This window comes from Micromonospora sp. 4G55, from assembly GCF_016803375.1.
Window position 1 is genome coordinate 1 of record NZ_JAEVHN010000004.1, and the last position, 12,075, is coordinate 12,075.

A 12,075-nucleotide genomic window follows, 5' to 3' on the forward strand; every position below is an offset into this window, starting at 1 on the left:
TGGTACATCCGGCGGGTCCCTGGGGCGACGAGTGCCCCGTCGGGTCCCGCGGGAAGGTGGGCCGCCGTCGCGGGGGCTGGTTCCGATGTCTCCGGGGTGTCGTCGAGGTCGGCCGGTGTGGCGAGGTCGGCCCGTGTGGCGAGGTCGGCCGGTGTGGCGAGGTCGGCCGGTGTGGCCAGGTCGGCAGGTGCGGCGGGTGCGGCCGATGCGGCGGTAACGGCCGGTGCGGCGGTCCGCGTCGCGGAGTCGGCCGGTACGCCGCTGGCGTCCCGGTCGCCAGCCGGCGCACCGAAGCCCAGCGGTTCGGCTGCGGTCGGGAGCTTCGCTGCGGTCGCGCCAGCGAACGGCCCCGTGCCGGCCAGGTCGACGGGCTCCGGCTCGTCGGTCGTGCCACCAGCGGCCGGCGTCATGGCCTGCGGCACGGCGGGGCCGGCGGACAGCGGACGGAGGATGTCGGTCGGCTCGACGACCCGCGCTTCGGCGGTGCGCGGCAGGAGCGGCCAGCGGAACGACGCGGCGGCGGCTGAACCGAGCACACCGGCGGCGACGGCGAGCAGCGCGCCGTAGTACGGCGTGATCTGGTACCGGTCGACGGCGTCGCCGGGACCGGCGGTCAGGTAGGCGAACGCGACCAGCACCGTGCCGGCTGTGCCGGTCGCGCCGTTGACCAGCGGCGGATGCCCGCGCCAGCGGGCCAGCCCGCTGGTCGCCGCGCCGATGAGCAGGGCCACCGCCGGCAGAATCAGGATCGCCTGCCGGTGTGCCGCGTCGGCGTCGAGCCCGGCCGGCTCCAGCACACCGAGCCGTACGGCGGGCAACGGCCCGGCGGTTGCGAGCGACGGGACGACCGAGACGAGTGCCAGCAGCCAGACCACGCCGCCCACCGCCGCGATGTTCCAGCCCAGCGGCGGCTTCACCAGTACGGCGATCGCGGCACCCGCGCCGACCAGCGCGCCGAGGGTCGCGCAGATGCCGACGGCCAAGATCGGGTCCACAGAGAAGCGCTCGGCGGCCTGGGCCGGCCGGACGCAGAGCGGCGCCACGACGGTGGCGCCCAGCGCGGCGGCGGCGGCGACGGCGACCAGTCTGCCCGTGCTCCCCAGCACCCCGATCCGGCGGGCCAGGCGTGCGGTGACGACGGTGCCGGCTACGGCGGCGTGTGCCGCGAACCAGCCCACCCAGACGAGCTGGGCAGGCCACTGGTTGACGGTGGTGCCGGTGGAGGTGCCGGTGAGCTGGACGATGCCGAAGCTGAACGCGATGCCGAGCTGACCGGCACCGGCGAGCACGCCCGTCCCGAGCGCTGTGAGCAACAGGTTACGCCAGGTGCGACAGACCATGTCCGGCACGTTACGCACCCAGTGCAGCGGTTTCCGCGGAATGCCGGATTCAATGTCGGACCGCCGTGCCAGCGGTTACTTCAGTTCGACCAGGCGCGCCACGTACGTCGTGCCGCCCACATTGGTGGGCATGTGGACGGTGCCCGGTCGCGGTAGACGACGCCGCCGGTCGGATCGTCGGCGTCGATGCGGGTGCCGTCCACGGTCTGCACCACGTTCTTCGCGCCCTGGATCGCCACCACCAGGTACGGGTGGTCGTGCCGGTGCAGCGGCTGCCGCTCACCCGGCTCCAGCCGGCCGGTACAGCCCGAACAAACTGGCTGGCACCAAGGGATTCGCCGAGAATGCGTAGCCCGTGTGGGGAATTGGTCCGTGTCGATCATCGTGCACGAACGATTCCCAATGGCGTAGCTCGGCGCCGGTGGTTACCTGGGTGCCAGTCGTAGTTACCCGATAGGGGCCAACGACCTCGCCGCCGCCTGCCGACGCTCGCGCTGGTTACTCGAAGTCGTCGTGCCCGTGGTCGGGGATGGTGGTGGCGAGGTGGCGAGAGTGAGGGGGCCGGGGTGGCCTTGGAGCTGCCAGATCGGGCCGGAGGGGTCGAGGCCGGTGTGGGTGGCGTGGTCGCGGCTGGCGGTGGCGGCGGGTACCGGGACATGGGTGGCGGCGAGGTGTTGGTGGAGGTGGTGGGCGCGGTCGGCGGAGTGCAGCCAGAACAGCACGGGCCAGCGGGGTCCGCCGGCTTGGGCGAGGCGGGCGTAGCCGATGAGTTTGCGCATCAGCTCGGTCAGGGGTTCGCCGCCGGTGTCGTATTCGAGGAAGAACGGCACCTGAGCGCCGGGGGCGGTCCACACACCGTGTCCGTCAGGGCGGATCGGCGCGGCGAGGGCGTGGAGGCCGACGGGGTCGCCCGGGCGGGCGAACGCCCCGGTCTGCGAGCAGCGGGATTCCGGCCACCAGCGGGTGAGGGTGTGGTCGAGGTGGGTGCGGGCGTGGCCGGCGAGGTCGGTGAAGAAGCCGTTGACGCCGAGCCTGTGGCCCAGGGTGCGGGCGGCTGTCCACCGCCGCCGGTTCGTCTTCGCGTAGCCGGGTCGGGGTGGTGGTTGGTCGCGTTGGGCGGCGACGACTTCGGCGCCGAGTTGGTCGATGACGTAGTGAAACGGGAACGAGCCGCCGTCGGGCCGGAACGGCCGGAACCGGTCCACCACCCGCAGCGCGGTGAGTCGGGCCAGTCGGTGTTGGGCGAAGTCCAGGGACGGGAACAGGGCGTGAGCGAGTTGGGGCGTGGTGAACACGCCGTGGTCAGTGAGCCACTCGAGGAGGCGATGGTCGCGTGCGGTCAGGACGGACTGCACGCGCAGGACCTGATCAGGCACAGCTGAATCCCTTTCTGCGATGTGCGGTAGGGAAGAGATGACACGGAGGTGTCTCTGAGCAGCGGCTGGAGCTGTTACACCGGCCGGGTGCTGTACTGACAGCCGCTGGTGGGGGTCCGTGTCGTCGTCCGTCTGAAGACGGACCCCGAAATGCCGACCAGCACGGACCGGAACGCGGACAGCAAGCCGAAATTCGAATACGCCAGACGCAGCCACCCGTCCTCCCAGAGCAGCCGTTGGCGTGCGTAGAGGCGACCGGCAGGGAGCACCGGGTAGGGGTGATGCAGCGGGGTACCCGGGACCGCGGGCTCTGGCTGCCGCAGTGAGCGGACGACGCGGCGGCCGGGTGGGGACCAGGTGCGTCGGCGGCCCGAGATCGCCGGCACCAGACACGACGCCCGACGAGACCGCCGACAGGAAGAGTCTGCGCAGTGAGGGAGGGCCTCGGACGACGCCGAGACAGCTGGCGGCGGCCCGGGGCGTGGACGTTAGGGCCGACAAAGGCAAGGGGTGGTAGATAGGGGCCGTTTCCTCAGTCTGTGGGAAGACTGAGCCCTGCCATGCGACACGGCGACCAGTACCAGGAGGGACGGCCTCGCGTCAGATCTCCGGTGGGGACGGGCACTTTCGGCACTACCGTCTTGAGAAGTTCCGCACTCTCAAAACGGTCTTTGTCAGCTTCCGCGAACACCCCCACGTCTGACACGCCTCTGACAGCAGAGGCATAGGCTGTGACAGCCAGCTCACCGCACCATGCGGCAGCGTTCGCAGGGGTGCTGACAGCCCCAGTCGGACGTCGGCGGGCGTTCTGACAAGCGTTGAACCTGATTGTCAGACAGCGTTGTCAGACTCCGGCAAGGTGCGGGCCGCCCTGACAACCTTGACACCTCACCCCTCCTGGCGCCTCGGGCGTCTAAAGTGGCGGGACGAGCCTCACCGCGCCGGTCCGGATCCTGACAAGCGAGCAATGTCATCGGCGTCTATCGCTGACGCCGCCGCCCTGCCAGGCGTAGGAGCTGCGGGTAGACACCAAACATCAGGCCGAGCAGAAGTACGACGGACGTGTCCAGCTGGCGACGATGCGTCTGCGGCCGAGTTCTGACAGGGGCGACGCGGCTTGCATGCCCGGGTCTGACAACGGGTGTTGTCAGGCGCAGTACCTGAAGGTCCGACCGTCGACAGCACCCCGGCGCGGACATCGTCGGTTTACATTTGAAAATGTCCGATGCCGGATGACATGACATCGCTCTGTCAGCCGCCGACACCGAATGTCAGGCGCCGCCGGTCAGGCGCGCCGCCCCACGGGCCGATGTCACCGACGACGACTGCTAACAGCTAGGCCACGCCGTGAGGCGAATGTCTTGGCCCGGTAACCGCCGGACCTGCCCCATCGGGTGCCGCCGAAGGCCGCCGGAGCGCTGACAGCGACGACCCCGTTGCGGCGGCGCGTTCTGACAGGACCTTCCCGACCTACACCAGCGCGCCGCACAGACACCGCCTCTCCGGCCGGCAAGAAGAAAGGCCGGCACCGGGCTATGTGGAGAGTGAGAGGCGCTGTCAGGGGCCTGTCAGACCCGGGGGTGTTCGTCAGAGCTGACAGACGCCGATTTGACGGTGTTAGGGCATCTCGTCGCGCGGCGCGGAGCCGACATTCACATGAGCGAGCACACGCTGCAGCACGAGCACCCCACCCGGCCCGTCGACCACGGCCCGGCCTCGGACACCGGCGCCGACCCGACCCACCCGGATCCGGCGATGGGCAGCAGGCCCGGCACAGGCCCGCACGGCCGCGACAGCGATGTGTGGACCAAGCAGCGGATCCTCACCCTCGGGGCGGTCACCGATCTGCCCCACGACAGGCCGGATCTTCGGCCTCGGCCGCTGCCTGGCATACGAACTCGCCCGCAACGGCGACTTCCCCGTCCGGTCGTCCAAGCTGGCGGCGTTGCCGTTCGCCGTGGACCTTGCCGCGCTCGTCGCTGAGCGTTTGTGGTGCGAGCATGCGGGATCGCGCGATGGCGTCCGTCACGTGGTGGGTTTCCGCGCAGCTCATCTGGTTCCACCGAGGCGTTCGGCTCGGCATGGCCCGCAGTTGTGTGCGGGGCAGCCGCGGTGGCGGCCGCAGGAAGCGCCAGCGCGTCGGGACGTTGCTCTCCGCGCCCGCGTTGGTTGTGGATGGTTCAAGGACGGTTTGCACGACGTGGACGTCGTGTCGTTGCGTCGTGCACGTCGCCCCGTTCGGTCATGGGCGTCACCCCGGTCGGCATCGCGGTCGATGTTGGCGTCGTGGTGGCAGCCGGACGCAGGGTCGGCGAGCTGGTGCGGCCGGCCGGAGCGCGGCTCGGCAAACGGATCGAGGGAGGCGGGGTGTTCGCGGCGGCGTTGCAGGGCGAGGTCCCAGACCACCGGGCGGCGGTCGGGCGGCATGAACGCGACGTGGCGTTGATCGCCGCGTCGGATCAGGCCGCGGCGGGACAGTTCGGTCAGGTCGCGTTGTACCGATCGCACGGACTTGCGGGCGTAAAGCGCGAGGCGTTCCTGTGACGGGTACGCGCCGCGGCCGTTGGCGCCGGCGTGGTTGGCCAGGCCGATCAGCACGGCGAGGCATTGCGGGGGAACGTCGGGGGCGTCGTTGAGCGCCCATGAGACGGCTTCGATGCTCACGAGGAGGCTCCGAATCTCAAAGTTGGTGGCGGGGTGGCTACTTCTGGGCGGGAACCGTCGGCGGGCGTGGTCGGCCGCTGCGTGCCCGGTAACGGCAGGGAGCACGGGAGTCCTTGGCATCCGATCGCCGCCCACCACGGGCTGCCAGGCGTTCCCGCTCGCAGTCGGTCGTCATATCAACGGCCTCCGTGCAGTCGCTCCCTGATGATCAGATGGCATCTGACATCCCTTTTCCGGCTCATCACCGAGGGCGCTCTCCGCGGCGACGATGGCCAGGAGGAGGAACGCGTCACGGGCCCCGTGGGGTGGGACGCGACGATGAACGCTCGACTTTCGGAAAAGATCAAGTCGTTCTGACACGACCTGGTCAGGGGTGGGAAGTCTTCACCGAGCCGAAGGACCATGGCGTCGAGACCCCGGGCCTACCTCCGGGACCCGGACGGCCACCTGATCGAGCTTGGTCAGGCCACTGGGATCCTCGCCCAGATGGGTCGCGCCGCCTCCGCCTGAGCCTGATGGTCAGCGCCGCCGGCAGCTCTGGTCATGGCCAGAGCAGCCATCGTGATCGGGCCCATGGTGATCAGGCGGCGGGTACGGTGAACGTCGTGGAGGATCTCGGCGCGAAGGTCTCCTATCTCGCGCTCCCCGTCGGCACCCGGGTCTACGACGTCGACTCGGCACCCGTCGGCGTGGTCGAGCACGTGCTGACCGACGAACCGAAGGACATCTTCCACGGCATCATCGTGGCACCGTCGGGGCCGGACCAGTCCCACCGCTTCGCCCACCGGGAGCAGATCGCTGACCTGTACGAGCGGGGGGTCGTGCTGTCGGTACCCGGTGCCGAGATGCACGAGCCGGGCGAGGACCGGCCGGCCGGAGTGGTCGAGGAAGCGGCTCACAACCCTGTGCAAGCGGACCTGCGCCGCGCCTGGCAGCGGCTGAGTCGACCCCGCTGAACCCGCCGGGTAGGCCCGACGCCAGGGGACCATGATCGGCGGTGCCGCCGCTCACCCTGGCTCATGCCTCCCTGTGAGACGGAGCCTGGTGAGGGGGTCCATGTCTACGAAGACCCACATCCCGCGTCTCGCCTGGGATGCCGCCCGCGCCATCGTCGACGCCTCGGCCGACCCGGCGCAGGTGGCCTGGTAGTCGGGCCGGCCGGGTTCCAAATGTGGCGCGAAGCAACCCGACGGGCCTCGCCCCACGCGTGGGAAGAGGCGATAGCCAGGATCTCCCCCGGTCCGTCGGAATTCGAGTATGCGGTGGGTGTCCTGCTGGTTCACCGATCGGGAGGAGGCGAGGTCACCCCCTCTCCAGGAAGGCTGTCGAGGTACCAGGTCGTTTGGCACCCGGAGAGGTGAAGTGCCTTGACTGTCTCTGCTACGCGACGCTCCGGACCGCACCAGACCCAACCGAGGCGCATCGAGGTCGGGAGTTCGTAACTGCAATCTTGGTGTTGGCGGTCGGATGATCGCTCCGATCCGTGCCGGCATCCGCCCACACACACCGGCCCCGGCCGCGGAGCGAGGTGATGGGTCCAACGTGGGACGGCGATTCGGTCCAGAGGAGGATCAGGTGGAATACGAGGATTTCATCAACGCAGTAGCCACGCGGGCAAAGGTGTCGACCGATCAGGCGGCGACCCTCACCCGCGCAACGTTGGAGACATTGGCAGATCGGATCAGCGCCGGCCAGGCAGAGGACCTTGCCTACCAGCTTCCCGAAGGGCTCGACGATCACCTGCGCAAACCGCCACCGCACAGAAGGGAGGAACATGCCAAGTCGTTCGGGTTCGAAGAGTTCGTGCGACGGGTGGCGGACCACCAGGCCATCGACCGTGCGCTCGCCGGTCCCGGGGTCGGCGCGGTGCTCACCACGCTCCGTGAGGCTGTTTCCCGTAACGAGTTCGAGGACGCGCTGGCCCAGCTTCCAAAGGAGTTCCGGCAGGTGATCGAACCGGTCGGCGCCGGTGGCCGGCAGCGCCCCGGCTCGTAGCACGCACCGTTGCCCGAGAGAGAACAATTCTCGACGCCGCCACGCATCCCGACTGGTCCGGAAGGAGAACTGGTGAACTACGCCGAATTTCTCGAAGCGGTGGGGAAGCGGGCCGAAATGCCGGCGGCGGAAGCGGCGAACGTCGTCGGAGCCACGCTGACAACCTTGGCGGAACGGGTCAGTGGCGGCGAGGCGCGGCACCTGGCCACCCAGCTGCCCGAGGAGGTGCGAGGGTACCTGCACAAGGACGTGGACTTCGCCGAACAGCTCGACCTCGTGGAGTTCCTCAACGAGGTGGGGGTCCGCGCGGGAACGGATGACGACCGGACCGCCGAGGTTGCCCGCGCCGTGTTGACGACCCTGCGCGAGGCGGTGAGCGCCGAAGACCTCAAGGGCCTGGAATCCGAGCTGCCGAAGGACATCCGGCGGCTGCTTCATCCGTTGGACCGCGGCATCGGCGGCTGAACCGAGCCACGTCCTGGCCTGATCCGGGTACGGTGCGCGGGTGGAGGTTGGATTCGCCCCGCCCGTCTCCGGCTCGTGGGCCACACCAGAGAACATGATCCACGTCGCCCGCCGCGCCGAGCAGCTCGGATACCACTCGCTCTGGACGTTCCAGCGTCTCCTGGTCCCCGCTGACCTCGGCTGGAGCGAGACCTACCACAGCGTCCAGGACCCGCTGACCACGCTGGCGTTCCTGGCGGCCCACACCACGCGGGTCCGGCTCGGCGTCGCGGTGCTCAACATGCCGTTCATCTCTCCGGTGCTGCTGGCCAAGCAGACCGCGACCCTGGACATCCTCGCCGGCGGACGGCTCGACGTGGGACTCGGCCTCGGCTGGGCGGACGAGGAGTATCAGGCGACGGGGGTGAGCAAGCATCGGCGGGGCCGTCGGGCCGAGGAGTTCCTCGCCGTTCTTCGCGCCCTCTGGCAGGACGACGTCGCCGCGCATCGCGGCGAGTTCTACCAGATTCCGCCGACGCGCCTGGAGCCGAAGCCCGTGCAGCGGCCACACCCGCCGATTCTGCTCGGCGGCCAGGCGCCCGCCGCGCTGCGCCGGGCCGGCCGGCTCGCCGACGGGTGGGTCAGTGGCAGCCAGGCGGACCTGACGAGCATCGGCGAGGCGATCGCGACCGTCAAGGCCGCCGCTGCGGAGGCCGGCCGCGATCCCCGCTCACTGCGATTCGTCTGCCGCGGCGCGGTCCGCGTACGGCCCACGGGCCCGCCCGAGCGCGAGCCGCTCACCGGCACGCTCGAGCAGATCCGGTCGGATCTCGGCAGACTTGCCGAAGCCGGCATCACGGAAATGTTCGTGGACCTCAACTTCGATCCGGAGATCGGCTCACCCCGCGCCGACGCGCAGGCGTCGCTGCGCCGGGCCGACGAGGCGCTCGACGCCCTCGCACCGGCCCGCTGACACCCCCGACCGGCGCTCACCCGGCCGGTTCGGCTGCCGCGTCCGTCGCAGACCACGCCGACCAGCCGGTCACCGCTACCGCGATCACCGGCCCGGCTGGTGGCCGCTGGACGTACTGCGGGTACTTGTCGGCCAGCGCCGCGCGGGCCGCGGCCTCCTCCGCGCGGTCCTCCACCAGCCGGCCGTGCCCGTCCAGGCGGACCCACCACAGCCGCGACCAGTCCTCGTCGTACTCGTCGACCAGCAGGCAGGCATGCCCCGTCGCCCGGATGTTCTCCAGCCGGCGCAGCCGCCGGTGACGCTTGGGCTTCTCGTCCACCGCGTGGTAGACGACATCGTCGAGCAGGACGAAGCACACGGGCACCAGGTGAGGACGCCCATCCGCGCGGACGGTGGTCAGCCGGGCCACCCTGGCCGACCGGACCCGATGCCGGATGTCGTCGGCGGGCACGGACCCGACGGTAACAGCCGACACCGGTCATGGTGACTCGTTGTGGCCAGGCGTCGTCGAGCCGGTGGGTGTGCCGGCGGCGCAACCGGGTACGCCCCGTCGATTGGACGCGGGGGAGGCGTGATGGCGAGCGAGGCGCCCGACTACTTCCAGCCCGAGGCTGGACTGGTGCTCACGCACCTGCTGATCGTGCGGGATGTGGACCGTTCCCGGGAGTTCTACCAGCGGGTGCTGGGAGCGACGGTGGTGCGGGAACGCCAGCCGGCGATCCTGCGGTTCCACAACAGCTACATCGTGATCAACAGCGAGGGCGGTCCGACCGACGACAAGCCGGGGGTACGAGCACAGGCGCCGCCGGATCCGAACACGCTCAGCAGCGCCATGAACATCCGGGTCAGCGACGTCCGAGCCGTCTACGAGCAGTGGCGGTCACGGGGTGGGGAGTTCCTGACCGAGCCGAAGGATCATGGCGTCGAGATCCGGTGCTACCTGCGCGATCCGGACGGCTACCTGATCGAGCTCGGTCAGGGCACCGGGATCCTCGCCGAGATGGGTCGCGCCGCCTCCGCCTGAGCGACCGACACCCGCACCCCAGGTCGGCCGCATGCGGGGAACCCAGCGCGGGGCAGCCACGTCGTAGGGGGCATGACGGGTAGCAGCGCCCACGTACCCCACCCAACGGCCGCCACCGGCGTCCCCCGAGTCATGACTCCCGCTCGCGTCATGGGACTGGCCCTGGTCGCCGGCCTGGCGCTGGTCACCGGCTGTACGGCCGAGCCGGCCCCCGTGCCGCAACGGGACCGGGGAGTGCCCGCCGGCGGGTTCCAGCTCGTCGCGTTCGACTCCTGCCCCGAGGCGCTGCGGCAGCTGAAGACAGCTGCCAAGGCGTACGTCGGGCCCTGGGGGTTCGAGCCGAACGGGGACATGCGTACCTTCGGCCGCGCCGAACGGGCTGCGGCGCCCGCCGCGGCGGGGTCGGCGGACACGGCGTCCAAGGGCTACTCGGGCACCAACACGCACGAGGCCGGGGCCGATGAACCGGACCTGGTCAAGACCGACGGCAAGCGGATCGTCACCGTGAACCGCGGCAAGCTGTACGTGGTCGACCCGGCCACCCGCCGGCTGACCGGAGAGCTGGACCTCGCACCGGGTGCCGATGAATTCGGCGGGGCCGAAGACGCCCTGCTGCTGCAGGGTGACCGGGCGCTGGTGCTGCGCCGCAACGGGTGGGCCGGGATGACGAAACCGGCCGTCCCCCGGGGAGGCGCGGCCGACACCCGGATGCCGGACGGCATCGTCGGCCCCCAGCTGATCATGGTCGACCTGTCCGGCGCGCCGAAGATCGTCGGCGAATACCGGATCGACGGCAGTCTGGTGGACGCCCGCCAGGTGGGCGCCACGGTCCGGGTCGTGGTCCGCTCCGCGCCCCGGCTGAACTTCCCGTACCGGGAACGGGCCACCGATGAGCAGCGCACCACCGCCAACCGCGCGATCATCGACAACGCCACCGCCGACGACTGGCTGCCCCGGTACGAGAGCACCTCCGGCGGGCGAACCAGCACGGGACGGGTCGGCTGCGAACGGGTGAGCCGACCGGCCGCCTACTCCGGCACGTCGCTGGTGACCGTGCTCAGCTTCGACCTCGGTGCGGCCACGCTCGGCGCCGGCGACCCGGTCACCGTGATCGCCGACGGCGACACCGTCTACAGCAACGGACCCCGGCTGTACGTCGCCAACGACCAGCGCTGGCGGGTGCTGCCGATGCTGACCGCGCGCAACATCGCACCCGATCCCCGGGACGAGACCACCGAGATCTACCAGTTCGACACCTCGGGCGCGGGTGCCCCGCGGTACGTCGCCTCCGCGTCCGTACCGGGCTGGCTCATCAACCAGTACGCCATGTCGGAGTGGGACGGGCACCTGAGAGTGGCCACCACCAGTGGCCGCACCTGGGGCGACAGGCCGAACTCGACGTCCAGCGTGTACGTCCTGCGCACCGACGGCACAGCGCTGACCCAGGTCGGCAGGGTCACCGGACTGGGCAAGGGCGAACGGATCTACGCGGTGCGGTTCGTCGACGGCACCGGGTACGTCGTCACCTTCCGGCAGACCGACCCGCTCTACACCGTCGACCTGCGTGATCCGAAGGCGCCGAAGGTGAGCGGCGAACTGAAGATCAACGGGTATTCGGCGTACCTGCACCCGGCCGGCGACGGACGGCTGCTCGGTGTCGGGCAGGAGGCATCCGACCAGGGCCGGGTCCAGGGCACCCAGCTCTCGCTCTTCGACGTCGCCGACCCGACCAGGCCGACCCGGATCGCCCAGCATCACGTCAAGCAGGGGCACTCCGAGGCGGAGTTCGACCCGCACGCGTTCCTCTACTGGCCGGCCGAACGCCTGGTCGTGGTCCCGTTGACCGTCTACGACACGGGCCTGCCGAGCAACGTGGCGCTGGCGCTGCGGGTCGGTGACGGCGGGTTCACCGAGGCCGGCACGGTCGACCACAGGCTGGGCACGCACCGTCCCGACGAGCTGGCGATGATCCGCCGCTCACTGGTGGTCGACGGAGTCCTCTGGACTGTTTCCGACGCCGGCCTCAAGGCGACCAGCCTCGCCACCATGAAGACCCTCGGCTGGCTGCCTACGGCGTGACCGGAATGGTGGTGTCCGGGCTGCCCGCCGCCCCGGGCTTGGACCCGGTCGAGGTGTACGCGTACGGGCGGCCGGCGCTGCCTGCCCCGCGCCGACCACGACGACCCCTGCGCCCGCCGCCTCCGCCGCTGAACAGGCGTACGGGCAGCGGCATGGCCCCCGGCCTGCGCAAAGAGCCAC

General features: G+C 70.5%; 9 protein-coding genes and 2 pseudogenes. 6 read left to right on the top strand and 5 right to left on the bottom strand.

Annotation, left to right across the window (positions count from 1 at the left end; genetic code table 11):
* The 4 genes and pseudogenes from JNW89_RS00765 to JNW89_RS38430 all read right to left on the bottom strand — a co-directional run.
* Nucleotides 1–1,340, bottom strand: a pseudogene (locus JNW89_RS00765) (hypothetical protein); the annotation flags it as partial.
* 75 nt (nt 1,341–1,415) lie between these two features.
* A pseudogene (locus tag JNW89_RS00770) lies at nt 1,416–1,636 on the bottom strand (cupin); the annotation flags it as partial.
* Nucleotides 1,637–1,786: 150 nt separating this feature from the next.
* On the bottom strand, nt 1,787–2,716 hold the full coding sequence (locus JNW89_RS00775) for a replication-relaxation family protein (protein WP_238447191.1): 930 nt from the start codon (nt 2,714–2,716) through the stop codon (nt 1,787–1,789).
* Between the two features lie 2,049 nt (nt 2,717–4,765).
* Nucleotides 4,766–5,500, bottom strand: coding sequence for a helix-turn-helix domain-containing protein (locus JNW89_RS38430; RefSeq protein WP_375155024.1), 735 nt, complete (start codon nt 5,498–5,500; stop codon nt 4,766–4,768).
* Between the two features lie 395 nt (nt 5,501–5,895).
* Here JNW89_RS38430 and JNW89_RS00785 point away from each other — a divergent pair, with 395 nt between their 5' ends.
* The 4 genes from JNW89_RS00785 to JNW89_RS00800 all read left to right on the top strand — a co-directional run bounded on the left by JNW89_RS00785 (nt 5,896) and on the right by JNW89_RS00800 (nt 8,792).
* Nucleotides 5,896–6,336 carry a PRC-barrel domain-containing protein gene (locus tag JNW89_RS00785; protein WP_238447193.1) on the top strand — a complete coding sequence of 147 codons (441 nt, stop codon included), beginning with the start codon at nt 5,896–5,898 and terminating at the stop codon, nt 6,334–6,336.
* A 619-nt stretch (nt 6,337–6,955) separates the two neighbouring features.
* Entirely contained in the window at nt 6,956–7,375 is a 420-nt protein-coding gene (locus JNW89_RS00790; protein WP_238447194.1) for a DUF2267 domain-containing protein, read from the top strand.
* Nucleotides 7,376–7,447: 72 nt separating this feature from the next.
* The gene (locus JNW89_RS00795; protein ID WP_238447195.1) at nt 7,448–7,840 is read left to right on the top strand and encodes a DUF2267 domain-containing protein; all 393 of its coding nucleotides are present in this window, start codon (nt 7,448–7,450) and stop codon (nt 7,838–7,840) included.
* A gap of 40 nt (nt 7,841–7,880) precedes the next feature.
* A complete protein-coding gene (locus JNW89_RS00800) occupies nt 7,881–8,792 on the top strand; it encodes a TIGR03619 family F420-dependent LLM class oxidoreductase (protein WP_238447196.1) in 912 nt (303 codons plus the stop codon).
* A 16-nt stretch (nt 8,793–8,808) separates the two neighbouring features.
* Here JNW89_RS00800 and JNW89_RS00805 read toward each other — a convergent pair whose 3' ends face one another.
* The gene (locus JNW89_RS00805) at nt 8,809–9,243 is read right to left on the bottom strand and encodes a TIGR03668 family PPOX class F420-dependent oxidoreductase (RefSeq protein WP_238447197.1); all 435 of its coding nucleotides are present in this window, start codon (nt 9,241–9,243) and stop codon (nt 8,809–8,811) included.
* 123 nt (nt 9,244–9,366) lie between these two features.
* On the opposite strand from JNW89_RS00805, the gene JNW89_RS00810 reads away from it, so the two are divergent.
* Nucleotides 9,367–9,816: a VOC family protein gene (locus JNW89_RS00810; RefSeq protein WP_238447198.1), complete on the top strand. Its 450-nt coding sequence runs from the start codon at nt 9,367–9,369 to the stop codon at nt 9,814–9,816.
* Between the two features lie 150 nt (nt 9,817–9,966).
* The gene (locus tag JNW89_RS00815) at nt 9,967–11,895 is read left to right on the top strand and encodes a beta-propeller domain-containing protein (RefSeq protein WP_238447199.1); all 1,929 of its coding nucleotides are present in this window, start codon (nt 9,967–9,969) and stop codon (nt 11,893–11,895) included.
* Nucleotides 11,896–12,075: the final 180 nt, after the last annotated feature.

What these genes read in the sequence shown, in the direction of transcription:
- JNW89_RS00785 (WP_238447193.1), top strand. Translation starts at nt 5,896, where the DNA reads ATGGTCAGCGCCGCCGGCAGCTCTGGTCATGGCCAGAGCAGCCATCGT.
- JNW89_RS00810 (WP_238447198.1), top strand. Translation starts at nt 9,367, where the DNA reads ATGGCGAGCGAGGCGCCCGACTACTTCCAGCCCGAGGCTGGACTGGTG.
- JNW89_RS38430 (WP_375155024.1), bottom strand. Translation starts at nt 5,500, where the DNA reads ATGCCAAGGACTCCCGTGCTCCCTGCCGTTACCGGGCACGCAGCGGCC.
- JNW89_RS00815 (WP_238447199.1), top strand. Translation starts at nt 9,967, where the DNA reads ATGGGACTGGCCCTGGTCGCCGGCCTGGCGCTGGTCACCGGCTGTACG.